The organism is Shewanella sp. 10N.286.51.B2, assembly GCF_041469265.1.
In the GTDB taxonomy this organism is placed as follows: Bacteria; Pseudomonadota; Gammaproteobacteria; order Enterobacterales; family Shewanellaceae; genus Shewanella.
Window position 1 is genome coordinate 19,053 of the sequence record NZ_JBFRKH010000048.1, and the last position, 26,355, is coordinate 45,407.

23 protein-coding genes and 2 tRNA genes are annotated in these 26,355 nt (G+C 42.4%); 12 read left to right on the top strand and 13 right to left on the bottom strand.

All coding sequences use genetic code 11. The features are described from left to right. Window positions 1-122 precede the first annotated feature (122 nt). Window positions 123-1,460, bottom strand: coding sequence for a coproporphyrinogen III oxidase family protein (locus AB4140_RS13590; RefSeq protein ID WP_303414403.1), 1,338 nt, complete (start codon window positions 1,458-1,460; stop codon window positions 123-125). 415 nt (window positions 1,461-1,875) lie between these two features. Between AB4140_RS13590 and AB4140_RS13595 the strand changes: the two genes are divergently transcribed. The 6 genes from AB4140_RS13595 (at window position 1,876) to AB4140_RS13620 (ending at window position 6,067) form a co-directional block, all read left to right on the top strand. Continuing rightward, window positions 1,876-2,391 (top strand): DUF1097 domain-containing protein, encoded by a 516-nt coding sequence (locus tag AB4140_RS13595; protein ID WP_372001337.1) that lies wholly within the window; start codon window positions 1,876-1,878, stop codon window positions 2,389-2,391. A gap of 152 nt (window positions 2,392-2,543) precedes the next feature. Next, window positions 2,544-2,945 carry a hypothetical protein gene (locus AB4140_RS13600; protein ID WP_102440648.1) on the top strand — a complete coding sequence of 134 codons (402 nt, stop codon included), beginning with the start codon at window positions 2,544-2,546 and terminating at the stop codon, window positions 2,943-2,945. A gap of 535 nt (window positions 2,946-3,480) precedes the next feature. Continuing rightward, window positions 3,481-3,825: an FKBP-type peptidyl-prolyl cis-trans isomerase gene (locus AB4140_RS13605; protein ID WP_102477004.1), complete on the top strand. Its 345-nt coding sequence runs from the start codon at window positions 3,481-3,483 to the stop codon at window positions 3,823-3,825. Window positions 3,826-4,464: 639 nt separating this feature from the next. Beyond that, a complete protein-coding gene (locus tag AB4140_RS13610; RefSeq protein WP_102440645.1) occupies window positions 4,465-4,692 on the top strand; it encodes a DUF2188 domain-containing protein in 228 nt (75 codons plus the stop codon). 77 nt (window positions 4,693-4,769) lie between these two features. Beyond that, window positions 4,770-5,159, top strand: coding sequence for a GntR family transcriptional regulator (locus tag AB4140_RS13615; protein ID WP_372001340.1), 390 nt, complete (start codon window positions 4,770-4,772; stop codon window positions 5,157-5,159). Window positions 5,160-5,698: 539 nt separating this feature from the next. Next, window positions 5,699-6,067, top strand: coding sequence for a hypothetical protein (locus AB4140_RS13620; protein ID WP_282166671.1), 369 nt, complete (start codon window positions 5,699-5,701; stop codon window positions 6,065-6,067). A 395-nt stretch (window positions 6,068-6,462) separates the two neighbouring features. Here AB4140_RS13620 and AB4140_RS13625 read toward each other — a convergent pair whose 3' ends face one another. From AB4140_RS13625 to AB4140_RS13660, 8 genes are all read right to left on the bottom strand, one after another. Next, window positions 6,463-7,119: a 3-oxoacid CoA-transferase subunit B gene (locus AB4140_RS13625; protein WP_102436292.1), complete on the bottom strand. Its 657-nt coding sequence runs from the start codon at window positions 7,117-7,119 to the stop codon at window positions 6,463-6,465. An 11-nt stretch (window positions 7,120-7,130) separates the two neighbouring features. Beyond that, entirely contained in the window at window positions 7,131-7,847 is a 717-nt protein-coding gene (locus tag AB4140_RS13630) for a CoA transferase subunit A (RefSeq protein ID WP_102477007.1), read from the bottom strand. Between the two features lie 81 nt (window positions 7,848-7,928). Beyond that, the gene (locus AB4140_RS13635) at window positions 7,929-8,831 is read right to left on the bottom strand and encodes a hydroxymethylglutaryl-CoA lyase (RefSeq protein ID WP_102436296.1); all 903 of its coding nucleotides are present in this window, start codon (window positions 8,829-8,831) and stop codon (window positions 7,929-7,931) included. Next, complete coding sequence (locus tag AB4140_RS13640; protein ID WP_372001343.1) at window positions 8,832-10,877, bottom strand: acetyl-CoA carboxylase biotin carboxylase subunit; 2,046 nt, start codon at window positions 10,875-10,877, stop codon at window positions 8,832-8,834. It abuts the gene before it with no gap. Next, window positions 10,877-11,713: an enoyl-CoA hydratase-related protein gene (locus AB4140_RS13645; RefSeq protein ID WP_102436300.1), complete on the bottom strand. Its 837-nt coding sequence runs from the start codon at window positions 11,711-11,713 to the stop codon at window positions 10,877-10,879. Before AB4140_RS13645 ends, AB4140_RS13640 begins: the two co-directional genes overlap by 1 nt. Window positions 11,714-11,752: 39 nt before the next feature. Further along, window positions 11,753-13,360 carry a carboxyl transferase domain-containing protein gene (locus AB4140_RS13650; protein WP_372001346.1) on the bottom strand — a complete coding sequence of 536 codons (1,608 nt, stop codon included), beginning with the start codon at window positions 13,358-13,360 and terminating at the stop codon, window positions 11,753-11,755. 259 nt (window positions 13,361-13,619) lie between these two features. Continuing rightward, a complete protein-coding gene (locus AB4140_RS13655; protein WP_102477009.1) occupies window positions 13,620-14,789 on the bottom strand; it encodes an isovaleryl-CoA dehydrogenase in 1,170 nt (389 codons plus the stop codon). A gap of 127 nt (window positions 14,790-14,916) precedes the next feature. Next, window positions 14,917-15,315 carry a MerR family DNA-binding transcriptional regulator gene (locus tag AB4140_RS13660; RefSeq protein WP_102436306.1) on the bottom strand — a complete coding sequence of 133 codons (399 nt, stop codon included), beginning with the start codon at window positions 15,313-15,315 and terminating at the stop codon, window positions 14,917-14,919. Window positions 15,316-15,743: 428 nt separating this feature from the next. Here AB4140_RS13660 and AB4140_RS13665 point away from each other — a divergent pair, with 428 nt between their 5' ends. Together AB4140_RS13665 and AB4140_RS13670 are read left to right on the top strand one after the other, a co-directional pair. Next, window positions 15,744-17,663 carry a propionyl-CoA synthetase gene (locus AB4140_RS13665; protein WP_372001348.1) on the top strand — a complete coding sequence of 640 codons (1,920 nt, stop codon included), beginning with the start codon at window positions 15,744-15,746 and terminating at the stop codon, window positions 17,661-17,663. A gap of 283 nt (window positions 17,664-17,946) precedes the next feature. After that, complete coding sequence (locus AB4140_RS13670; RefSeq protein WP_102520632.1) at window positions 17,947-18,423, top strand: hypothetical protein; 477 nt, start codon at window positions 17,947-17,949, stop codon at window positions 18,421-18,423. A 215-nt stretch (window positions 18,424-18,638) separates the two neighbouring features. On the opposite strand, the gene AB4140_RS13675 is transcribed toward AB4140_RS13670, so the two are convergent. Next, the gene (locus AB4140_RS13675) at window positions 18,639-19,637 is read right to left on the bottom strand and encodes a LysR family transcriptional regulator (RefSeq protein WP_372001351.1); all 999 of its coding nucleotides are present in this window, start codon (window positions 19,635-19,637) and stop codon (window positions 18,639-18,641) included. Between the two features lie 527 nt (window positions 19,638-20,164). Between AB4140_RS13675 and gndA the strand changes: the two genes are divergently transcribed. After that, window positions 20,165-21,694, top strand: a complete 1,530-nt coding sequence (gene gndA / locus AB4140_RS13680) for an NADP-dependent phosphogluconate dehydrogenase (protein ID WP_372001353.1) — start codon at window positions 20,165-20,167, stop codon at window positions 21,692-21,694. A 93-nt stretch (window positions 21,695-21,787) separates the two neighbouring features. Here gndA and AB4140_RS13685 read toward each other — a convergent pair whose 3' ends face one another. Next, on the bottom strand, window positions 21,788-22,669 hold the full coding sequence (locus tag AB4140_RS13685; protein WP_102439476.1) for a 1,4-dihydroxy-2-naphthoate polyprenyltransferase: 882 nt from the start codon (window positions 22,667-22,669) through the stop codon (window positions 21,788-21,790). Window positions 22,670-22,903: 234 nt separating this feature from the next. On the opposite strand from AB4140_RS13685, the gene tesB reads away from it, so the two are divergent. The 3 genes from tesB (at window position 22,904) to AB4140_RS13700 (ending at window position 25,560) form a co-directional block, all read left to right on the top strand. After that, a complete protein-coding gene (tesB, locus tag AB4140_RS13690; protein WP_102477013.1) occupies window positions 22,904-23,767 on the top strand; it encodes an acyl-CoA thioesterase II in 864 nt (287 codons plus the stop codon). A 3-nt stretch (window positions 23,768-23,770) separates the two neighbouring features. Further along, window positions 23,771-24,166, top strand: a complete 396-nt coding sequence (locus AB4140_RS13695) for a YbaY family lipoprotein (RefSeq protein ID WP_076540422.1) — start codon at window positions 23,771-23,773, stop codon at window positions 24,164-24,166. A 161-nt stretch (window positions 24,167-24,327) separates the two neighbouring features. Then, the gene (locus AB4140_RS13700; protein ID WP_372001357.1) at window positions 24,328-25,560 is read left to right on the top strand and encodes an MFS transporter; all 1,233 of its coding nucleotides are present in this window, start codon (window positions 24,328-24,330) and stop codon (window positions 25,558-25,560) included. 499 nt (window positions 25,561-26,059) lie between these two features. Here AB4140_RS13700 and AB4140_RS13705 read toward each other — a convergent pair. Continuing rightward, window positions 26,060-26,135: transfer RNA gene (locus AB4140_RS13705), tRNA-Glu, on the bottom strand. Window positions 26,136-26,243: 108 nt separating this feature from the next. Then, window positions 26,244-26,319: transfer RNA gene (locus AB4140_RS13710), tRNA-Glu, on the bottom strand. Window positions 26,320-26,355: the final 36 nt, after the last annotated feature.

Genomic DNA, 26,355 nt, shown 5'->3' on the forward strand with positions numbered 1-26,355 from the left:
GATTTGAGTGATTGATTTGAAACTAGCACTCACATCCCTGTGAATGCTACATCGATTCAGTATTGTGGCAATGGCTGCTAAAGTTTAACTCAAAACCACGTTTATCGCCCTAGTTATAGCATTTAGTTAGTGCACGTAAGTACTGATTCAGTTAATTCGCGGTCTTGCTGTTGTGATAACGGCAACTCCCTTGCTTGCTCGCGCAGATAGTCCATTCCCGCTAAGAAACCGGAGAACATTTTCAGCGCAATAAATTGCCCTTCAGTGGTAGTGCGGTAGTTACTGCCTTGTTTCTTTATTGCCCCAGCTGCATGCAAGTAACTCATTTCTAGGGGAAATGCCTGCCACAATGTTTTACCGGTATGGGCTTTAAATTGTTGATTATCTAATACACCATGACCCATCATCATCATTAAGTGATGTTGTATTAGCGCTTTTTGCTCAAGAGGTTTGGTATAACAGGTACCACTATGGCCGGCATTGATACGCTCAATATAGGTTGGGATATCAAAGCTGGAAATGTTGAATTGCTCGCCAAAGCGGCCAAAGGCACCAGAGCCAACCCCAAAGCAATCTTCACCGTCGAGCACATATTTGTTTTCAACTGGTTGGCCAAAATTACGGCTAAATGTCCATGGGAACTCCATTATGTACTTGTCACCTAACGCTTGTTTAACAGCTAGAAATTGCGGCCAAAGCTCATTAGGCTCACCTGCAAGGCTACCTGCTTTTTTACGGTTTTTACCAATGCCGATAGTCAGTGGATAAGTAGTAATTTGATCAGGGCTTAAGCGAATCGTTTGCTCAAGATCCCAAGCAATTGACTCAGGCGTTTGCACCTTAAAGCCATACATCATATCGAGGTTTACAGTGGGGATGACCTCAATGGCGCGGCTAACGTATTCAGCTTGCTGTAATCCCGAGCCAAACTTTTCAAAACGGCCACTGGCTTTTAAAATCTTATCGTCAAAGCTTTGCACCCCAATGGACATTCTATCCACTAAGCCTTTAAGTAAATGTGGATTGCCTTCTTTAAAGTAGATTGGATCGCTTTCGCAAGAGACCTCGCGTACCGTGGTGATCGATTTAATCATCTCGATGGTTTTAATCAACTCATCTTCTAAAATGGTCGTAGTACCACCGCCAATATAAACCCGGTTAAAGGTATAGCCTTTGGCAATAACTTCTCTAATTTCTTTTCTCAGGGCTTTGAAATACTCTCTGGCAATGCCTTCAACAAATTTGATTTTATGGAATGAGCAAAAACGGCATAAAGTATGGCAAAAAGGAATGTGAATATAGAGGGTTTCGATGGGTTTTTCAGGGATATAGTCTTTGGCGTCAACATCAACTTCAACCGCATTTTTCAAGCTTAAAGAGCGTTTAATCGTTTGACCCATAACCCAGTCGAGGCTATTGGTTGCAAGGTCTAACCTTGAGGTTGAGAGAGTGGATTTCATTAAAGCCCTCATTGATATCATTATGTCTAATATAACCAGACTAATGGACTCCAGTGGTGATAAATGTCGGCTGAAGCATGAAAATACAAATATCTACAAATTAGAGGGTAATTTGTTACTAAAGTTTGATGGTTATCACTTTCTTGTAGCAGTTGCAGACTGCAAGATTTTGATTATTTGTTGTTTTTTTGTACGAAGCCGTTAACCGTTCCTAATTTTCATTCTGGTTAATAGTTTATTTTGAATCACTAATATTGAATATAGTGCTAACGCTGTGGTTGCGGCAGGTGGGCAATTAATTAAAACACGTGTGTGATCACTTTTACTCAGGCTGCAAATAGCGTACATTATGCGCAATTGTATTTTTTAAAGAACTCTTCATTTTATTTTATAAACTATGTGCAAGGGGAAAACTATGAAACATCGTTGGCAGATAGCCATTTCAGCAGGGCTTTTGGCGGGATTATGGGCTGGTGTGGCCGATGTATTTCAGTTAGTTACTTGGATTGGCTTTTTAAGTTGTAGTACTTTTTTTGCTCAGGCTGAATCAGGCATAAAAGGTATGTTCATGGCCATGAGCACTAATTTATCAGGTGTATTTTGGGGCTGGTTAATTATTGCTGGCAGTAGCTTGTTTGTGTCACCGACATTTGGTTACCTCTTTACAGCTATCGCAACCTCAGCAATGTGTTTACAGGCAAGCTATCAAAAGCTGGCATTCATTCCTGGGGCATTTATTGGCTGTTGTGTCACTTTTGCCATGGGAGGCGATATTGCTGCAATATTACCGCCATTGTTAATTGGCGCTATGCTGGGTTACAGCATGAGTTTATTGACGGGGCAGTTGATTAATTTGACTGAAAAGTTTCAAGGTTTATCGGTAAATAAATCAGTTGATGCCGCTAGTAATAATGCAGCGAAAGAGTTATAAGTCTGTTAGTAAACCATTGTAAAGGCAGCATTTTTTGTTTTTGATACTTTTAATACATAGTGTTTTTTGTCATTGAGTTAGCACAAATTGATTTACTCCCTTGTGCTAACTCGCTAGGATGTTGCCCCATTTAGCATCTAGCAAGGTATCACATGAGATCCGTAACACTGGCTTTAACCCTCATCGCTTTATTCAGTCTTTTTAGCAGTTCATCAGTTAACGCCGCGCCACAAGTGGGTTTAATGGTGGGTAGTGATTCAGGTATCAATGTCAAAATTGATGATTACAAGATTGGTGTTGGATTTGACGAGTTATCTTTTACTATGGATAGAACCTTTAATTTCCAAGATAACCCAAATTTTTATTGGGGCCTTGGGGGTAAAATTGCTGACTCACATAAAGATGATATTCAGTTAGGTGCTAGAGCGGTGTTTGGTGCTCACGCTAAAGTGGAGCGTTTTACCTTTTTTGCTGAAGCACAACCGACCTTGTATATACTTGATGATGTTAAAGTGAAATTAGAAGCCATTGCTGGGGTGAGATATCACTTCTAGGTTTTCAATCTGCCGATTGAATGGCTAAGTTGAGATTTGTTGCCATCGTTTTGGTTAAAGTTGTAATCAAAGCTTTAGCTAGTGAGTTAGTGAAGTAGGGAATACCAAGGTATTCCCTTTTTTGTGGCTGATTTTTGATGGTTTGATGGTTTGTTTGATGGTTTGTTTGGTTGGATGTAACTTGATAGCTGGTGATTGGTGATTGAGAGTTAGTGGCAGGATTACAAGCTGTCGGTTGCTAAAGTCAACGTCGTGGGTTATCCACCCACACCCGACGAAGAGGGGAAACAACAGCAATCCGCCTCTTACTTTTCTAAGAACCATTTTTCTTGATCCCACTTATTTAACAATGGCGGTCATTACCCCAGCGACAATGAAGATAGGCTAAAAACGTTTGGCAGTATCTAAGCATGTTTACAACAGCATTTAGCGATGAAAAACGCTGCAAAATACTAACTATGAGTTATTTTTAGCATCTGAATTGAGTCAATTTGCTGTTATCATAGCGACATTATTTTATAGAAAAGGCATTCGTATGACCTCCCTTGCAGAACTTAATATTACCGACATCACGGTTGGTGAAGGCAAAGCCGCAGAAAAAGGTGCATTAATCACCTGTAAATATACCGGTAAATTAGCCGATGGCAGCGTATTTGATAGCTCAGAAGCATTTCAAGTGGTGATCACCGCTAAACGGGTTATCCAAGGTTGGTATCAAGGTATTATTGGCGACAACCCAATGAAGGTCGGCGGAACACGTAAACTGTCAGTCCCTGCTCACCTTGGTTATGGCGAGCGCAAAATTGGCGATAAAATCCCGCCTAATTCTGATCTATTCTTTGAAATTGAATTATTAGAAGTGCTAACCCGTGATGATTAATATTAGTACTTTATAACTGCTGAGATTAATCATCAGCATTGTAGTGAATGATGAATGGCAACAGTAATGTTGCCATTGTTGTTTATGGCTAACCTATCAGGGCGAATAAAGCCTTAGCTGCAAACTCATGTTCATTTTTCAATACAAATTCTTCTACATCATCAGCGGCTTACGATGTAGATTGTTGAATCTGTAGGTTCTATTGGAGTGTTTGGATTAGTTTAATTCGATTATTTATGACCTGCGGTCACAGTGATTAAAGTCGTGGTGCTTCGCCCACACCAGACGAAAGGGAAACAACAGCATTTCCCTTTTCGCTGATTCATATATAAAGATTCTTGCCGCTCCGGCGAAGTGTTGATCCTCATGCTTAATTAAGCGAATTTACTACCGCCTTAGATTCGCCATCCATGGCTCAACTAAGGCTATGTCGGCGTCCTGCCTCCATCACGTAAATTAGCTTAACGCATTCGGACACTTCCAACGGAGTGAATTGAGCCCGCAGGTTTCATTGTTATCTTGGCTAAAACATGCTCCTTTGAGTCTATATATAGTGTTATTTGTGTGAGTTTTTACTACATGTTGTGTTTTTTTGGTTATTTTGTTACTATATAAAGGCATTTCACAACAGAGGTTTATATGCCAAGAAAAAATCAACATGCAGTTCCACATCCTGAAGGTGGATGGGGAGTTAAAGGTGCTGGAAACGAAAGGTTCACTAGTCGACACACAACTCAATCTTCTGCAATAGAAGTTGCAAGAGAGATTGAAAAAAATCAGAAATCAGAATTATTTATTCATAGGCAAGATGGTCGAATTCGCAAACGGGATTCTCACGGAAATGATCCATTTCCACCTAAGGGGTGATTGATTTTAAATTAACTATCAGAAGCAAGAATTCTGATTATTAAACTCTATTATCCATTGTATAAATAGGAACCATTATGAATTTAGATGAAAAATTAGCACTGACAGGTTTTAAAAACTTAGCACATCTAGCTGATGTTATTGAAGCACCAAAGTTGAACCTTGAAGAATATAAAATAGAACACCCAAAACTTTTTAACGCATTGATTGATGGAGTAGCATATCAAGTTAGATTGAATAAAATGTTAAACCAACATTTCCAATTCAGGATTGTTTTTGAATATTTAAATGGGCATTATAAATCTGGTCAGAATTTGCCCTCAGAAAATGACTTAGCTCTCGAAATCGGTTCAGTGAAAAGCGTGATAAGGGAGCAATTAGCTAGATTAGAATCACTAGGTTATATAGATATTATTGAACATGGAAAAAGAAATGTTTGGCGTTCAAACTTATCATTTGACAGTTGAGGTCTATATTTTTTTGATTAGTATAATGAATGTTAAATATCCTCTGTAACCCTCTCTTAAAATATGATCGATATAAGGGAGGGTTACATGTGGATATATGAATGTCTCGAAGACAGGGATATCAGAGTGACCATGACTCAACTGAGGTAATATCAGTTTCGATAGACTGGATGCTTGAATGTCATGAAGTGCATGGATGCAAGAGAATGAACTGCCTCCATCACTAAAATTAGCTTAACGGATTCAGACACTTCCAACGGAGATCATCGAACCCGCAGATTAATTTTGCTGTACGATAAAGAAAGTTTGATCTGTTCCCACTTATTATATGAAATCGGGAGTAACTTTTGATAAAGGCGCAACCCCAAGGGACAGAATTTAAAACACCTATATTGTTTTTTAGTACCATATCTTTTGTTGGGGGGCTGAATAAATATAGCAAGCCAGTGTTATCCGCTAACGAATAAGTGGGAACCCTCAGATTTTGAGTAATGATTTGTAGGCCAGAATTTAGATAATAACCAAAGGGAATGATATAAATGGAAAATCCGTATGAAGGCTGTGAGCGTCAAGATACCTATTCTTTTATACAGTCGTCGATAATTCCAATTATGTTTATGCAAGGAAGTCTATTTTTCACTTTTTTGGGAAATTATGCAGTCGGAGTTGTAAGTGGAATTATATTTTTAGTCGCGCTTTTTACACAGGAAGAAATAAAACTGTTTAAATATGATGCAGATTTCAAACTTATTTTCTTATGTGTTTATGCTTCCACTGGATTGTATTCAGCAATCTTAGGTTTCTTTGATAAATTTTCACCAATGTTGATTCTTATAGTGATTGATACCTGTTGGATTATGTATATTTATTATGTATATGAACGAGTTTATTTAGAAGGCAATAAGTGAAGAAAATAAGTTTAGGTAAAGTAAATTGAATATCTAATTAAAAACAAACCTGCCGATTCAACAATCTCCATTTGAAGTGTCCGATGACGTTAAGCTAATTGACGTGATGGAGGCAGGACGCCGACATAGCCTTAGTTGAGCCATGGATGGCGAATCTAAGGCGGTAGTCAATTGGCTTAGTAAGTCAGAGGAATAACACTTCGTTGGAGCGGGTGGGTGTTCCAAGAGGGAGTTGCGGTTCACTCCCTTTTGGTCTGGTGTGGGCGAAGCGCCACGACGTTAATCTTTCAAAAACTAAATAATTCAACCGAAGTTGGCAGCCAACAAAAAAGCGAACTTCAATGAAGCTCGCTTTTGATCTTAATAAGCCAATAAATTTAACTTTTGGCTAGAAGTTAAAACACCATTTCTGGTACATGCTCTGGCACAACCAACTTACCTGCAGTTTTAGATTGAATCTCTTCAACACTCACACCTGGAGCACGTTCTAATAAGTGGAATGCGCCGTCTTTGATTTCCATAAAGGCTAAGTCAGTCATGACACGTTTAATGCAGCCGTAGCCGGTTAATGGCAGCTCGCATAAAGGTAATAACTTAGAGTTACCTTTTTTGTCAGCATGCATCATGGTGACAATAATATTGTCAGCGCCTGCCACTAAATCCATGGCGCCGCCCATGCCTTTAATCAATTTACCTGGGATCATCCAAGAGGCGATTGAGCCGTTTACATCAACTTCAAAAGCGCCGAGCACGGTTAAATCGACATGGCCGCCACGGATCATGGCAAAGCTTTCAGCCGATGAGAAAAATGATGCGCCATCAACTGCGGTGACTGTTTGCTTGCCTGCGTTGATGAGGTCGGCGTCAATGGTGTCTTCAGTTGGGAACTCGCCCATACCTAATAGGCCGTTTTCAGATTGCAGCATCACGCTCATGCCTGCAGGAATGTAGTTAGCCACTAAGGTCGGAATACCGATACCTAAGTTAACGTAAAAGCCGTCTTGCATTTCTTGGGCTACACGTTGAGCAAGTTGTTCTCTTGATAAAGCCATGATCTTGCTCCTTATGCTTGGTTGTCAGGTTGAGGTTTAACGGTGCGCTGCTCAATACGTTTCTCAAAACTTGCTTGAATCACCCGATCAACATAAATACCAGGGGTATGAATATGGTTTGGGTCTAGCTCGCCCGGCTGGACAATTTCTTCCGCTTCTACCACGGTAATTTTGCCTGCGGTAGCCATCATAGGATTAAAGTTAGCCGCTGTTTTACGAAAGATTAAGTTACCCATGGTATCGGCTTTCCATGCACGAACTAAGGCGAAATCGGCGGTTAGTGACTCTTCAAGCACATAATGACGGCCTTTAATTTCACGGGTTTCTTTACCATCAGCGATTGGCGTGCCGTAACCAGTTGCAGTGAAAAAGGCTGGGATACCCGCTCCGCCAGCACGAATTTTTTCAGCCAAGGTGCCTTGTGGGGTTAAGATGACATTTAACTCACCTGATAGCATTTGCTGTTCAAAAGTGGCGTTTTCACCCACGTATGAGGCAATCATGGTGGCAATTTGGCGCTGCTTTAACAATAAGCCCAAACCAAAATCATCAACCCCAGCGTTGTTTGAAATAGCGGTAAGCCCAGTTACGCCTGTGGTCACCATATGATTAATCAGGCCTTCAGGGATACCACACAGGCCAAAGCCACCGACCATAATTGTCATGTCGTTATTGAGGCCATTTAGGGCTTCTTGGTAACTGTGAACGACTTTGTTGAGTCCTGCCATAATCTTGTCCTTTTCAGTTTGCGGTTTGCAAATTTATATCGTTTTAATGTGCGCTATTAAGCACTGACTTTAAACAATGGCCTATACCGTTAGCGCTTGGGCGACTTTTGAACCTGTGGTGCGGCCCAATACTTGGCTGATTTGATTGCCTGCTTGGGCAAGTTTGTGTAAATCAATGCCAGTTTCTATGCCCATGCCATGGAGCATATAAACTAAATCTTCAGTGGCGAGATTACCTGATGCGCCTTTGGCATAAGGGCAGCCGCCAAGGCCTGCGACCGATGAGTCAATTACGCTTACGCCTGTGGTTAAACAGGCTTGAATGTTGGCTAATGCTTGGCCGTAGGTGTCATGAAAGTGTAGCGCCAGTTTATCGACAGGCACTAAATTAGCGACGGTTTCAACCATCTTACGGGCTTTTAGTGGCGTGCCAACACCAATGGTGTCTCCGAGGGAGATCTCGTAACAGCCCATTTTGTAAAGTATTTCAGACACGCGGGCCACTTCTGTGCTCTTTATCTCGCCTTCATAGGGGCAGCCCAGTACACAGGAAACATAACCGCGTACCTTAATGTTTCGCGCTTTAGCGAGCGCCATGACTGGCTCAAAGCGGGCGATTGACTCGTCAATCGAGCAGTTAATATTGCGTTGGCTGAAGCTTTCTGATGCGGCGCCAAAGATGGCCACTTCATCTGCGCCAGCGTCAAGGGCAAGTTCCAGCCCTTTTAAATTTGGGGTGAGGGCAGAGTAGACCACGCCTTGTTTACGCTTTATTTGCCGTAAAATATCACCTGAGTCGGCCATTTGTGGCACCCACTTAGGTGAAACAAAGCTGGCCGCTTCAATACGATTAACACCGGCAGCGGCTAACTGCTCAATAAGAGTAATTTTGTTTTCAATAGAGACCGTGGTTTCATTTTGCAGTCCGTCACGGGCACCAACTTCAAAAATACTGACCTGAGTCGGGAGATTGCTCGGTAACATTTATGCCTCCGAGTCAGCAGATTCAGGCGCTGTGACATCAAGTGTTGTTGGCTCGACATTTAGCAGTTGGGCACCATCGGTGACGAGCTCGCCGCTTTGAAAGTAAAATTCACTGACCACACCATCAAATGGCGCTTCAATGGTGTATTCCATTTTCATCGCTTCCATCACTAATAAGCCTTGGCCTTCAGTGACCCTATCGCCCACCTCAACTAAGTGAGTGACCACAGTGCCATTCATTGGCGCTTTTAATTTGTCGGCGCTATCAATGGTGTCTTCAGCTATTTGGGCTAATATCGCTTTAAAGTGATAGCTGCCGCTCGGTAAGAACAAGGTAAAGTCATCACCTTGATGGCTGACGGGAATGTTGCTTTTATGGCCATTAATTTCAGCCTGCAGCATGTCATCTTTAATGGTGCCTGCAAGCGATAATGCTTGGCCGTTAAGGTTAAGATGCAGTGCATCGCCTAAATCGGTGATGACGAGATTGTGCAATTGCTGCTCGTCACTGCTGTCGCTGAGTAGGGCAACATGATGCACGCTGGCGCTATTGAGTCTAAAGCCACTAACTTGTCCCCACGGTGAGTAAGGGTCGTGGCTGTTGGTGGCGGTGGATTTTGCCGCTTGCTGGCGAGCTAATACTTGATAAAGCCCCGCTAATGCCAGTGCGTTGTCTGACTCATCAGTAACATTGCCAATTAAACTGTCGGAATAGCGCTCGATAAAGTCGGTACAAAAATTGGCGTCTGAAAAGGCTTTATGCTCAGCAATATTAGCGAGGAACTCGATATTGTGTTTAAGGCCGCTGATTTGATACGAGCTTAATGCGTGGGTTAAGCGCTGCAGTGCGCGGGGGCGAGATTCGTCCCAGACAATCAGTTTTGAAATCATTGGGTCGTAAAAGTTACTAATGACATCATTTTCGCGAATGCCTGAATCAATGCGTACATGACGGTTTTGATCCGGCTCGCGCAAGAAGGTTAACTTGCCTGACGCGGGTAAAAATTCATTGCGGGGATCTTCAGCATAAATACGAGCTTCAAAGGCGTGGCCATGAATACGCACTTCAGCTTGGGTAAGGGGCAACTCACTGCCACTAGCGACCATTAGTTGCCATTTTACTAAGTCTTGCCCGGTGACCATTTCTGTAACTGGGTGCTCAACCTGTAGACGGGTGTTCATTTCCATGAAGTAGAAACTGCCATCAGTATCTAATAGAAACTCAACCGTGCCTGCGCCCACATAATCAATGGCTTTAGCTGCGGCTACTGCCGCTTCACCCATTTGCTTACGCAGTGCATCTGACAGCCCTGGGGCTGGCGCTTCTTCGACCACTTTTTGATGGCGACGCTGGATGGAGCAATCACGATCTGATAAATAGATGGTATTACCGAAAGTATCGGCAAACACTTGTAGCTCCACATGACGTGGCTGGCGTAAGTAGCGTTCCATTAATAATTTGTCATTACCAAACGATGATGCCGCTTCTCGACGAGCTGAGTTAATCGCTGCTAGCACTTCAGCTTGGCTTTCAACAATCTTCATGCCTTTGCCACCACCGCCATAGGCCGCTTTAATCAGCATGGGGTAACCAACATTTTCAGCTTCAGCCAGTAGGGTTTCATCTGATTGGTCATCACCATGATAACCGGGCACTAATGGCACATTGGCTGCGCCCATAATCATTTTGGCGGCGCTTTTACTGCCCATAGCATCAATGGCATCACTGCCTGGGCCGATAAATACAATGCCGTTTTGCTCACAGTTGCGAGCAAAGTCAGCGTTTTCAGACAAGAAACCATAACCGGGGTGAATCGCTTCAGCGGCTGACTTTTTCGCAATTTCAATGATCAAATCAGCTTTTAGGTATGAATCAGCCGGAGCGCTGCCACCAATGTGGAAAGATTCATCGGCCATGGTGACATGGCGGGCATCTTTATCGGCATCAGAATAAAGCGCTACAGTACGAACGCCCATGGCGCGGGCGGTGTTGATGATGCGACAGGCAATTTCACCACGATTGGCAATTAAAATCTTAGTAAACATTATTGGGCTCCTTGTGCATCAGTCTTAGCGCTGCTTTTAGTCGATTGAGCACGCCATGATGGTGAACGTTTTTCAAAGAATGCATTGAGGCCTTCTTGGCCTTCGTCTGATACACGTATGCGGGCAATCTGCTCGCTAGTATGGGCAAGGGTGGCGTCATTTATCACGCCATCTTCAAGGTGGGACACTAAGGTTTTAACCCATGCCATGCCTTGGGGACTGTTAGCGTTAAAGGCCTCGATAAACGGCTGGGCTGCTGCGTCTAAATCATCATTAACTTCATGAATTATTTGATGAGTTAAGGCTACAGTGGCACTGAAGCGCTCGGCGGTGAGCATATAACGTCGTGCTTGGCGGTTGCCCATGGCTCGCACCACATAAGGGCTGATAACCGCAGGGATTAAACCGAGTTTGACTTCACTGAGGCAAAAGCTTGCGCGCTCATTGGCAATGGCAATATCGCAGCAGCAAATTAATCCCAGTGCGCCGCCAAAGGCTGCGCCATTGACTAAGGCGATAGTCGGCTTAGGAAACTTATCTAGCACGTGCATTAATTTAGCCAGTTCATGGGCGTCATTGAGGTTTTGCTCAAAGTCCATTTTGGCTTGCTTGCGCATCCAGTTAAGGTCAGCGCCAGCACTGAAGTTTTTACCGTTGGCGCGCAATATTAATTGCTGGCATTGGTCGTTTTCGGCAAAGGCTTCGATGGCGGTGATCATTTCATTAATCATCACTTCATCAAAGGCATTATGTTTTTCAACGCGGTCTAAAATTAATTCACCAACGCCTTGGTTAAGCTGGCATTGAATGTATTGATATGGGTTGGCTATTGCCATGTTTGCATGCTCCTATTGATATTGAATGAATAACCGCAATTACATGCGGAACACACCAAACTTGGTATCTTCAATAGGCGCATTTAACGCCGCCGATAACGCTAAACCCACTACATCACGCGTTTGAGCAGGGTCGATAATGCCGTCATCCCACAGGCGTGCACTGGCATGGTAGGGATGACCTTCTTTGTCATATTGCTCAACAATCGGTTTTCTAAAGGCTTGCTCGTCTTCATCAGACCAGTCTTGGCCTTTACGGGCTAAACCGTCACGGCGAACTGTGGCCAATACACCTGCAGCTTGTTCGCCGCCCATGACTGAGATACGGGCATTGGGCCACATCCACATCATGGTGGGCTCAAATGCACGGCCACACATGCCGTAGTTACCCGCGCCATAACTGCCACCAATGATGACGGTAAATTTAGGCACATTGGCACAAGATACTGCGGTAACCATTTTAGCGCCGTGCTTAGCAATACCCTCATGTTCGTACTTTTTACCTACCATAAAACCAGTGATGTTTTGCAGGAACAGTAATGGGATTTTGCGTTGGCAACACAATTCAATAAAGTGCGCGCCTTTTTGGGCAGATTCAGAAAATAAAATGCCGTTGTTAGCCACAATGCCGACAGGGTAGCCATGAATGCGGGCAAAGCCGCAAACCAGCGTGTTACCGTAATTGGCTTTAAATTCATCAAAATCTGAGTCATCAACAACCCGGGCAATAACCTCTTTAACATCAAAGGGCTTTTTAAGGTCGGTACCGACAATGCCGTACAATTCACTGATATCGAATTTAGGTGGCTTTGATGGACTTAGCTGGGCTGTAATTTGCTTTTGATGGTTTAAGCGTGAAATGGCTTTACGGGCAAGCTCAAGTGCGTGGTCATCATTTTGGGCTAAATGGTCGGCAACACCAGAAATCTTAGTATGTACTTCAGCGCCGCCTAATTCTTCGGCGGTTACTTCTTCGCCGGTAGCGGCTTTAACTAATGGCGGGCCGGCTAAAAAAATAGTGCCTTGCTCTTTTACGATAATCGACTCATCTGCCATGGCGGGAACATAGGCGCCACCTGCTGTACACAAACCCATGACCACAGCCACTTGCGGAATGCTTTTAGCTGACATTTGCGCTTGGTTGTAAAAAATACGCCCGAAATGATCGCGATCGGGAAACACTTCATCTTGTCTTGGTAAGTTTGCCCCGCCTGAATCCACTAGGTAGATACAAGGTAAATGACAGCGACTGGCAATGTCTTGGGCCCGTAAATGCTTTTTCACCGTAATAGGGTAGTAAGTACCGCCTTTAACGGTGGCGTCATTGGCGATAATCATACATTCAACACCGCTTACACGGCCAATACCGGCAATCACACCGGCTGCGGGCACAGCTTCATCATAAACTTCATAGGCGGCGAATTGGGATATTTCTAAAAAGGGTGAGCCGGGATCGAGCAGTTTTTCGACTCGATGACGGGGCAGCAATTTACCTCGTGACAGGTGGCGTTCAAGGGCGACGGGACCGCCACCTTGTTCAATTTGGGTGAGTTTGATTTTTAGATCATCAACTAATGCCACCATGTCATCATGCTTGGCTTTAAACTCGTCACTACGGGCGTTAATACGGCTGCTCAATTGCGTCACAATTCATATCCTTAATGAGTCAAGTGAGGCGTTAGCATGGCTGAGTCTAAAGGGGGATGGGGTCTCAACCACGCTACGCACTAAACACTTTGCTATTGACGTTAACTTTTGAATAATTTGGTGTTGATTGTATTTTTTAGTGTGCTGCTAACTAGCTAAATTCTAGAAGTTATTTGGATTAGCTATCCAAATTTAACAGCTATTTGGATTAGCTATCCAAATTTAACAGCTATTTGGATTGGCTATCCAAATTTAACAGCTATTTGGATTCATTAAACAGCTCACGTCCAATCAACATGCGGCGAATTTCTGAGGTTCCCGCACCAATTTCATATAACTTGGCATCACGTAATAAACGCCCTGTGGCATATTCATTGACGTAACCATTGCCACCTAGTAACTGAATCGCATCCAGTGACATTTTTGTGGCAAGCTCGGCGCTATATAAAATTGCGCCAGCAGCATCTTTACGGGTGGTTTCGCCGCGGTCACAAGATTTGGCCACGTTATAGATGTAGGATTTAGCAGCGTTCATGCCGGTGTACATATCGGCAAGCTTGCCTTGGACTAATTGGAATTGACCAATGGATTTACCAAATTGTTCCCGCTCGTGAATATAAGGCATGACAATATCCATACAGGCATTCATGATGCCTAACGGCCCACCTGATAACACCACGCGTTCGTAATCAAGGCCGCTCATCAGTACTTTTACGCCATTGTTAAGGCCGCCTAAGATATTTTCTTCAGGGACTTCACAATTCTCAAATACCAATTCACAGGTATTGGAGCCGCGCATGCCTAATTTATCGAGTTTTTGTGCGGTGCTGAATCCTTTAAAGGTTTTTTCAACAATAAATGCAGTGATGCCATGTGGGCCTTTGTCTGCATCAGTTTTGGCATAAATCACTAAGGTGTCAGCATCAGGACCATTGGTGATCCACATTTTGTTACCATTAAGAATGTAACGGTCGCCTTGTTTACGGGCGCTTAACTTCATTGACACCACGTCTGAGCCCGCATTAGGTTCACTCATGGCCAGTGCGCCGATATGTTCACCGCTAACTAATTTGGGTAAGTACTTGGCTTTTTGCTCAGCGCTGCCATTACGGTTAATTTGATTAACGCAAAGGTTTGAGTGGGCGCCGTAACTTAAGCCAATAGAAGCAGAGGCGCGGGAGATTTCTTCCATGGCGACGACATGGGCAAGGTAGCCCATATTCGCGCCGCCATACTCTTCAGGCACGGTGACGCCAAGGAGTCCCATCTCTCCTAGAACTGGCCACATGTGGTTAGGAAAAGCATTATCTTGATCAACTTGCGCCGCGATGGGCGCAATCTCGTTGCTGGCAAAATCATGTACGGCATCGCGAAGCATGTCCACGTCTTCGCCCAGGCCGAAATTAAGGCTTGTATAGAGTGATGTCATTGTCTTGTGTCCTGTTGAATATTAGCTATTTGCGCCGTGAAACTATCTTGTTCCTTAGGCTTATAATTTTTATATTGTTGCTGTTATTATTCAGTTAAACGGATCTTTTGCTGTCGATGATGAGTCGCTATTTAACACTTTCCTCTAGGGCTGACTTACATTGCTGCTCAGCAGAGTTCAGTTCCATAAGTACCACCTTGATATCGTCCATTTGCTGCTGCAAAGAAGCTTTTTTCTCTTCTACTAAATCGAGCATTGTTTGTAGTTGAGAAGTACTGCTTTTATCTGCATCGTAAAGCTCAAACAAACGACGGGTTTCCGCTAACGAAAAACCTAAACGTTTACCTCGTAATATCAGTTTTAAGCGCACACGATCTTTTAAACTATAGATACGTGTTTGACCGCGGCGCTTAGGTTTTATTAAGCCTTGGTCTTCATAAAACCGAATACTACGTGTGGTGATATCAAATTCCTTTGATAAATCACTAATTGAATAAGTGGATTGTGGGTTTAAATTTGCGCTCATCGTTTCACCAAAAGTACGTCTTTTGATGCAAGATATATGAAGTTTACGTAAAGGTAAAGTTTGTCGCCAGTTGCCAAGGCTGTTTTTGTTAAAAAACAATGTAAATACAGCTTGCCAAGGCCTAGGGATTACCGCGCGCAAGAATGGCGCAGTGACAGAATAGTGAATTCAATATTGTAGCAAAGACGCCATTAATTAGGTTAATAATTAATGGTGATTTTTAGTGCTAACTTATAATTATCATTAAGTTAGCATCATAACACTGAAGTTTTTATTTATGTGTTATTGCTGAGATTTCTATATCCCTTGGTCTAATGGGGAAACTTTTTTAACCACGCCATAATGAAGTTAATTCAATATTACTCACGGTAAGTTATTTAAAGGTATGACTTAGCGTGAAAGGTCAATCGTTCAGTGGGGAGTAGCTTATGGCTGGTTTAGGGATTGAAATGCATCAAGATTCTTTACAGGATAAACAAGGGTTTTGGGGAAAGGCTGCCAAGGCCATTACCTGGGATAAGCTGTTTGATAGTGTGTTAGATGAGGCTAATGCGCCATTTTATCAATGGTTTGCTGGTGGCGAAATGAATACCTGCTATAACGCTGTTGACCGTCATGTGTTAGCTGGCCACGGTGATCGCATTGCCATTGAATACATAAGTCCTGTAACCCAAAATCAGTACAGTATTAGTTATCAAGAATTACTATCCCAAGTGAGCCGGTTAGCCGGTTACATGCAATCCATTGGCATTGAAAAGGGCGATAGAGTGGTCATTTATATGCCGATGGTGCCAGAAACCGCCTATGCCATGCTGGCCTGTGCCCGCATAGGCGCCATTCACTCTGTGGTGTTTGGCGGCTTTGCAGCCAATGAATTAGCCACCCGGATTAATGATGCTAAACCGAAACTTATTTTATCGGCATCTTGTGGTATTGAGCCGTCAGGCGTGGTGAAGTACAAACCGCTATTAGATGATGCCTTAGCTCAAGCGTCTCACCAAGTTGACCATTGCGTTATTCTCAATCGACCTCAATATACTGCAGACTTACAAAGCCCAAGGGACGTTGACTGGCAAAGTGCTGTGAGCCATGCATTGTCAGTGGATTGCGTCGCCGTTGAAGCGACCCATCCGCTGTATGTGCTTTATACCTCAGGTACAACAGGCCAACCCAAAGGCGTGGTGAGAGATAATGGTGGCCATGGGGTGGCGCTAATCTGGTCTATGAAGCACATATATAATATCGGCGCTGGCGATGTGTTTTGGGCTGCATCAGATGTGGGCTGGGTTGTGGGTCATTCTTATATTGTTTACGGGCCATTATTAGTTGGCGCAACAACATTGATGTATGAAGGTAAGCCCATTGGTACCCCCGATGCGGGGGCTTTTTGGCGGATCATCGAACAATATAATGTAAAAAGCTTTTTTACCGCGCCGACGGCCATTCGAGCCATTAAACGCGAAGATCCTGACGGAGCATTAGTTAAAGGTGTTGATTTATCGTGTTTAGGGCAAGTATTTCTTGCGGGTGAACGCTGCGATCCCGACACGCTCAATTGGGCCCAAGATAAATTGGCCAAACCTGTTATCGATCACTGGTGGCAAACTGAAACCGGTTGGCCAGTTGCGGCGAATTTGATGGGGATAGATCCTATCGAGATTAAAGCGGGATCGCCCGCAAGACCAGTACCCGGTTATCAGGTCGAAGTACTCGATGCCATGGGCGAGCAAGTTAGCGCCAATGAAAGTGGTAATGTGGTGATTAAACTGCCGTTGCCACCGGGTAACTTAACCACCTTATGGAACAACGATAAACGCTATGTGGAGAGCTATTTATCTATGTATCAAGGTTATTATTTAACGGGCGATGCGGGCTATATTGATGAAGATGGCTACCTGTATATTATGAGCCGCATAGATGACATTATTAATGTTGCTGGGCACCGATTATCTACTGGGCGCTTTGAAGAGGTATTGTGCCAACATTCAGCGGTTGCAGAAGCGGCGGTTATTGGGGTGCAAGATAAACTCAAAGGTCAGGTACCGTTAGGGCTAGTGGTACTTAAAAATGGCGTCGAGTTATCTGATGAAGTTTTATATCAAGAGTTACTAGCATTGGTGAGACATGAAATTGGCCCAGTGGCGTCTTTTCGATTAGTCAGCGCGGTGCAAAAACTGCCTAAAACCCGCTCGGGTAAAATCTTGCGCGCCACCATGCGTAAGATTGCTGACAATAACGAATATACTATGCCTGCCACTATTGAAGATCCGATGACGCTAGATATTATTCGCACGGCATTAACTAAGATGGGCTATGCTGATGCGTTGGCCAAGGAACTCACGGTTTAGTTTGTGTGTCATGTTAACAAACGAGCCTGATGGCTCGTTTTTTTATGGATAACGCCTTTTTATCGAATATAAAGATATTAAGGACTAAATTTGGTCTAAACTGAGAGTTAAGTGCTGATTTATAGTGTTATTTAATCAAACTGAGATGTTTTTTATTTTATAATCGGCAAGGGTATTCTATCTATCGTTAAACTAGATGTATTCTCGAATTCAGTTACTCGTGGCTGAAATTGAGAAAGATGACTGTTAACCAGTAAATATGACAAAGGTTTGATCAAGTTTTATGAACAACATTAAAGAACTGCCAGAAAAGATTAATACTAAAACCAGCAGACTATTTTGGTTAACCATTTTTACTGGTGGTATTTACCCGATAATTTGGTTATTTGCTAAGTATCCCAAAATGGATGCAATTACATCAATTCGCACCGCTGATGACGACTTTATTATCGCTATCGCGGTTTGCTTTGGCTTTGGTGGTGTGCTGTCACACAGTGCAATGGGGTTATTGAGTGGAGTAGGTAGTTTGTTACTTTTTGGCGCTTTCTTCTTGTACGTGTTTTGGTCATTTAGGGCCCGTTCTGCATTACAAGACTATGCCCATGTGAATTTTGGAATTGATTTCAAAATGAACACGTTTTTCACCGTGGTATTTAATATTTTCTATATCAATTATTGCATTAATCGATTACCTGAAGAGCAGCAAAAAGGCCACCCAGCCTATGGCAAAGGCAGTATTAACATTACAGAGATTAAGTGAAGTAACAAGCTGATAAGGCCTTAAGGATAGATACAAAAAAGCAGACTATTTTTAATCAAATAGCCTGCTTTTTATGAATAAGTTTACTGAAAAACCTTGTGGTTATTATTTTTGATGCAACGGCATCAAATTATTTATTGAACTCAGTAATAGCCTTTGCATTGTTTGCTCACCTAAATGTTGTGAGCATTGCTCGGCGTTTATGTCGCTGGTGTTTATTTTTCAAATAGACAGGCTTCATCGCTGCCATTGGCGCCCTGAGTAACCAGTTGTGCAATTTTATGTTTAACGCAATCAGTTAACTTGCGCTCTGATTTTCGGGTTTGCATATACAGGTTCATATTAGGCTTATTACGCATCAGTTCGGCGCGCTCTGTTTTCGGTATCATTTGCGCCCTAATTGCTTCATTTTGAGTTAAGTGATCAACCGCGCCTTGTGATACCACTAACGTGATGGCATCAGTGCCAATGAGGAAGTCACTAATTTCATTAAGATTATTAGTTTTGGCTGCAACGTCGAGCTCGCGTTTACGGCTATCGGCAAACTGTTTCAGTGGTGTGGCTTCAATGTCACTATTAAAGTGTAACACTTCGGTCAAAATAACCGGGTAGTTCAGCACTCTATCAAGAATAGGTTTGTATATCTCATTCCAAATTGGGTGCTCATCTCTTGCGACAATGAAGGTATCTCGCACTTCACATATTTTCTGATTTTGAATCCCTACATGGCCAGATGCTTGGCAACTTATCACCACATCACATTGGCTATTTAGCAGCATTTCTTCATCATTGGGACCATTGTCTTGCAGTACCGCTGATTTCACACAGGCGCTCATGCAACTACATTGATAGAGATTTCTTAGTAGGCCATTGGTGAAGCCCGATGGAGCATGGATAACAACTTTGTTATCAAGTTTGTCATTACTTTTATCAATTTCTTGGGCTAAGTCGAGGTGGTTTATCTCGATTTTTTTAATGATGGGGTAGAGCCGTTGTGCTTTATCGCTAATTTCAAGACCGGCTACTTTTTTGACAAATAAGGGGTCATCAAATGCATCTCGCAAGCGTGATAAACAGCGGCTTATCTTTGATTGAGGAACATTAAAAGCTTCAGCAGTGAGCTTGCCACTTTTAAATTCATATAGCCTTAAAAATACTAATAATGTCATGTAATCAAGATGCTGAAGCTTGTCTTGAGTGGTCGCGTTAATCATTGATTAGTTTCCGTAGCAGATGTGAATTTTTTGAATATACCAATTTCGGGGTATAGGTTGCAGGTTAATTGTAGTATTTATTAACCTAATCACATTTTTTAATGGAATTTATTCAAGAAGTGTTAATTGGCAGAGGGGTAAAATCTAATTTTAAATCATTAGCTTAATTGGTTAAAACTGGTGGATTTAGAGAAAGTACACTTTACCTATACAATTTAGGATTGCTGGTTAAGTGAACAGGTTTAATGATTGATATGTGTTTTTAATGCCAGTAAAAGGAAATGCAAAATAACTTTTACTCGGATAAACAAAGCATAACTTCCTTATCTAAAGTTAAAAATCTAGATTAAGGTGTTGTCTTATATGAATAATTTTTTTCAGAGTCTTGTTGGTGATCTAATATGCCGCTTTTGGCAAAAGTGTATGCACGTATTATGACTGTAATTTAGTTACACAAATCAGTATAATCACCGTCCAAATGGATTCGCTATACGCGATTAATCTCTGCGACCTTTGGAAAATAATAAATGAATACCCTACCATTCAGTTCAGACATCGGCGTTATTGGCCTTGGTGTTATGGGCAAGAATCTCGCGTTAAACATCGTTGATAATGGCTACCAGGTTGCTGCTTTTGATTTAGATACTGTCAAAGTTAATGCTGCCATTAATCAAGAACAAGCGGAAAGAAAAGCCAATTCAGCCCCCCGAATGCTGGCTTGTAATAATCTTACCGAAATGCTGTCATCTCTAACTAAGCCACGTGTTATTGTGCTGTCAGTTCCTGCTGGTGGACCTGTTGATGGAGTGTGTAAATCATTAATTGAAGCGGGCATTGAGTCAGATGACATTGTCGTTGATACCGGTAATAGTTTATGGACTGATACTGTAGAACGTGAAGCACGTTATAAAGGTCAGTTTGTTTTCTTTAGCTCTGCAGTCTCTGGCGGTGAAGTTGGCGCTCGATTTGGCCCTTCTTTAATGCCTAGTGGCGATAAAGCTGCATGGCAGTATGTAGCACCTGTCTGGAATGCCATAGCAGCTAAAGTCGATCCTGCTACAGGTTTACCCATTGAACGTTTTGAGCCTGGTAACCCAGTTGTTGAAGGCGAGCCTTGTACAACATACATAGGTCCTGCCGGTTCTGGTCACTATGTGAAAATGGTACATAACGGCATTGAATATGCGGACATGCAGTTAATTTGCGAAGCATTTCAATTGCTTCATGACGGATTAGGCTTAAGTGCCCATGAAATTGGTGATATTTTCAATGGCTGGAATAATGGCAGCTTGAATAGCTATCTGATGGGGATAAGTGCAGAAGTATTGCAGCAAGATGATCCGTTAACGGGTAAACCCCTTGTTGAGATGATCCTTGATAAAGCAGGTCAAAAAGGCACAGGCCTTTGGACTGCGGTAAGCAGTTTACAAATTGGTTGCCCTGCGCCTACGATTGCCGAAGCTGTTTATGCCCGTGCGGTAAGTACTCAAAAAGATTTACGAGTACAGCTTAACAGCAAACTTGCTGCCCCTGCCGTTGTAACCCTTTCTGATGCAGAAAAAGCAGCATTTATTGCTAACTTAGAAGATGCACTATATTGCGCCAAAGTGTGCTGCTATGCACAAGGGTTCCAGCTAATGGCAATGGCCGCGAAAGAGCAAAACTGGACTTTAGATTTTGCTGAAATAGCCAAAATTTGGCGTGCAGGCTGTATTATTCGTGCCACTTTCTTGCAAGAAATTACCAAGGCTTACCAAGATAATGCTGAGCTGCCGAACTTATTAATGGCTGATACCTTCAGTGCTAGCTTATCGGCTAAACATATGAATTGGCGTAAAACGGTTGCCGCATCAGTGATGCAAGGCACGCCAGCGCCATGTATTAGCTCGGCAATTGCTTATTATGATAGTTACCGATGTGAAACTTTGCCTGCTAACTTACTTCAAGGTCAGCGCGATTTCTTTGGTGCTCATACGTTTGAACGCACTGACAAGCCAGCGGGTGAAAAGTATCATTTAGATTGGAGTGCTAAAGCGCGCACCTTATCTAAAGTTTAAATTGCAAAAGCAGTTTAAGACTTATTGTAAATCAATAGATTAAAAAAGGGCTTCTACTAAATAGTAGAAGCCCTTTTTATTGGTGATATTTTATTATTGCGGCAAACTAAACACTAAACCTATGCTAAATAACAAGCTAAAAATCATTGTGAGTTTTGCGGTTCTGCCTAGAATTGGATTGAGTGCTTCACCACTGGTGTTACTGAACTCGCCACTTAACTGACGGGCATAAACGATGGAAAGCCCGGCGAGTAAAACCGGTAAACCAGCAAGGTAGCCCATCAGAAAACCGCCAATGATGAGCCCAAAGGGTAAATACACTAAGGCTTGATAAAGCACTCTTGCCTGAGCTTGGCCGATACGAACCGCTAAGGTGTTTTTGCCAGCTTTGGTATCAGTTTGGATATCACGGGTATTATTGACGAGCATAATCGCAGCATTGAACATACCAATGGCGCTGCCAAGTAACCAAGCGCTGATACTGGTTTCCCCAGCCTGTAAGTAATAACTACCTACTACGGCCACTAGTCCAAAAAAAACAAATGCGGCGATTTCACCTAAACCGTGAGAAGCTAATGGATACGGGCCGCCACTGTAACAGACGGCACCTAATAATGAGGCTACAGCTAAAATAGCGATAGGCCAACCACCGTGTAAAATCAGTGCTGAGCCGACGATAAGTGCGAGAATAAGACACAAAATCATCGCATTTCGAACACTGTTGGGAGATATCATGCCACTTTGGGTAACTCGAACTGGACCAACACGCTCATCGGTATCAATACCGTTTTTGTAGTCAAAATAATCGTTGGCTAGGTTTACGGCTATTTGCAATAAAATAGCACACAGCATCGAGATACAAGCAATTGTAAAACTAAAAAGTTCTAAATGTAGTGCTAAAATATTACCAATTAATAATGGACCAATCGCAGCCGGTAAAGTACGTGGTCTAATAGCTAAAATCCAAGATTGCATATAATTAAGGCTTCAGGGTGTTGATTTAAATTAGAATGGACTAATAGCATAGCAATTTTTTGAGATTTTGTACGGGGTTATGATCTCGCAAATGATGAAAAAGTTATGCTATTTTTTCTTCTAGGTAGATTTAATTTTATATGCGACTCAATTTACGATTAAATTTTCCAGTAACCAAGGTTATTAAGTTAACCTATGATATTAGTGATAAGTAAATAAACTGCTAGGAATATTATGAGCCAAGTATTAAATGACCTTTTGTCTTTGTTGTCTCTAGAGCGAATTGAATTAGGGCTGTTTCGCGGTCAAAGCCAAGACTTGGGTTTTGGTCATGTTTTTGGTGGCCAGGTGATGGGGCAAGCGCTGAGCGCTGCTAAGCAAACCGTCAGTGAAGATCGCCATGTGCACTCTTTACATTCTTACTTTTTACGAGCCGGTGATGAAAAGTTACCGATTGTCTATGATGTTGAAAATATGCGTGATGGCGGCAGCTTCAGTGCAAGACGCGTAAAAGCGATTCAGAAGGGTAGGCCAATTTTTTATATGACCTGTTCTTTTCAAGCTCCAGAGGAAGGCTTTGAACATCAAGCTGAAATGCCTAATGTCCCCGGGCCTGAAGGCATACTTAATCAGCAAGAACTTGCTGTGAGTATGCGAGATAAGATCCCAGCAAGAATACTTGAAAAGTTTATGACTGACTCACCGATTGAGATGCGTTTAGTTAACCCTTCGCACCCCATCGCGCCTGATTCCACTGAGCCCAAACGATATATCTGGATGCGTGCCAGTGGTAAAATCCCAACGGATCATAATGTACAAGAATATTTATTGGCTTATGCCTCTGATTTTAATTTTTTAGTCACCGCAGCTCAGCCTCATGGGGTTTCATTTTTAACGCCTGGCGTTAGGATGGCGACTATTGATCATGCGATGTGGTTCCATAGACCGTTTAACTTTTCTGATTGGTTGCTTTACAGTGTTGAAAGCAGCAATGCTAGCGGTGGTCGCGGTTTTGTAAAGGGGCAGTTTTTTGATCAACAAGGCCGTTTAGTTGCATCAGCAACCCAAGAAGGCCTACTTAGAATGACAAAAGGATAATTTATGAAATTTTCATTTAAAATGGCGATATTTTCGTTATTAACATTAATGCTAAGTGCTTGTGTCACCGTTCAACCTGAGCCGCCAGTGGTTATTAATGGCTATGCGGGCTACTTAGAAAAAATAGCCTTGCCTCAAGGCTGTAAAATCAATATTGCCATTATTGACTTTAATACCCCAGGTTCAATCATTTCACAAAAGACCTTCGATATTGCCAGAGCTCCAGTGCCGTTTAAGTTTACTTTACCTGCTGAAGGTATTGATGATGCGGTGGATTATGGGGTGGTGGCAATGATTACCTACAATGAGCAGGTAATTTTTCAAACCTATGAAAAGTTTCAAGTCATCCACAACGACAAGTTCACCACTGAAGTTGTGATGAAAAAAGTCCCTCATTAGTTTTCGTTAGGTTTAACTCACTCAACCTATAAATATAATGCCCTAAGAATCATTTTAGGGCATAAGTCACATCTTAATATTTCCGCCATTGCTTATGTTGGTTTTCGGGTAATAATCAAATTCTTCATCAATTTTTATTTAAGGCTTAAGTTGTGCCTGAATTGTCTGCATCTACAAGGACTAAAACCTGTCGGCCAAAATCTGAAATACGCTTAATTTGGGCTTTGTGCTTAGCATCTGTCGTGGTTTATATAAACCTATATGCCATGCAGGGGATGTTGCCATCCATTGCTGAACACTTTGAGGTTTCAGGTGCTAGAGCTACATTGATTCTATCTTTTACCAGTTTTTCACTGGCATTTTCATTACTGTTGTATGCGGTTATTTCCGATAGAGTCGGGCGGTTAATGCCGATCATGGTGAGTATGTGGTTACTCGCAGCCTCTAATATCTTACTGATTTTTGTACAAGACTTTGACTCTTTGTTGATGGTGAGGTTACTGCAAGGGGTTTTGTTAGCTGCCGTACCAGCCATTGCGATGGCTTATTTTAAAGAGCAACTGCCAGCGAGCTTTATGCTAAAAGCTGCAGGTATTTACATTATGTCCAATAGTCTTGGTGGTATTGGCGGACGCCTGATGGGTGGGTTATTGTCACAATACTTTGATTGGCAGTCAGCAATGATGGTGAATTTTTTGGTGACCTTAACGGGTATCGCCTTGGTGACTTATCTATTACCTCGATGTGAGCAAAAAAATGCCCCACAATTAGATAAGCAAAGTACCTTTTTGAAGATAAAACAAGATATTGGCGGCTTTGTTTATCACTTAACGGATCATCAAATGCGCTTAGTGTATGTCATTGGTGGCATAGCGTTTATGATGATGGTAAACCAGTTTAGTTTTATTCAATTACACCTCATGGCTGAGCCGTATGGGTTTAGTCGTTTCGGTGCGACATTAATTTTCTTATGCTATCTCAGTGGCACTTTTACTTCGTACTTATCTGCAAAGTGGGTGGTTAAATTTGGGGTGGAATTTTTATATCGCGGCGCATTAGTTGTGATGTTCTTGGGTACTTTACTGACCTTAGTTGATAATTTATTTGCTATCGTTATAGGCTTTTTATTAACAGCAAGTGGATTCTTTTTAACCCATAGCTGTTGTAACTCATTTGTGGCCATCAGGGCGTCCTCTCACAGGGCTAAAGCAACATCACTATACCTTTGTAGTTATTATCTCGGCGCAGCTCTTGGAGGGCCTTACTTGATGATGTTTTGGGTTCAAGCTGAATGGCAAGGTGTTGTTGTGGGTTCAGTTGGCTTATTGGTATTACTGTCGCTGGCTATATTCAGGTTGTCGCATTATCAAAGCCTAAGTAAAGCTGCTATATAATGTCAGTCCTCTTGGGAAAATAATTTCGTCATTGTTTATAGAAGAAGCCTTAATGGCTTCTTTTTTTGTCTCAAATTTACAGTTAAATAAGACTTTATAAGCACAGAGTTGAATAGCGATTTAGTTAATGAATTTAATAAAGTCACTAATTGATGAATTGAATAGCAGGTTGTGAGTAGGCAGTGCTTAGTATTGGTTTGAATCGTTCTAGTTTGAAAGCTCTCTAAGGCGGATTTGAAGTTATCAATTGGAGGATTTTATAGTGTTTTCGCTTGGTTGCTGTAATTGGTGTGATCGAGTATATCCGTAATAGGATCTATGATGGATAAGAGCTGTTTGAATTAGGTTACAGATATCGATGAGATATTAGCGATGAGTTCTTTTGGGAAATTTACTCATATTCGTCATTGGAGCTTTTTTAACACGCTACCAACTCGCCTAATTTTAGGCACAAAAAAACCACATTTAAGTGGTTTATGTTCTTTTCGAAAAAAGAAGGTGGTATCCCCTAGGGGATTCGAACCCCTGTTACCGCCGTGAAAGGGCGGTGTCCTAGGCCTCTAGACGAAGGGGACCCGGACTGGCGTTATACTCTACCAAAGAGTGAATACTCATTAAATCCTGTAGGCTAAGATTTAACGCTTGTTTTAAACTATCGAAATAAATCAATAATTTTAAAATTGTGGTATCCCCTAGGGGATTCGAACCCCTGTTACCGCCGTGAAAGGGCGGTGTCCTAGGCCTCTAGACGAAGGGGACCCGGACATATTGTTTCACTTCTAATATAACGAAGAC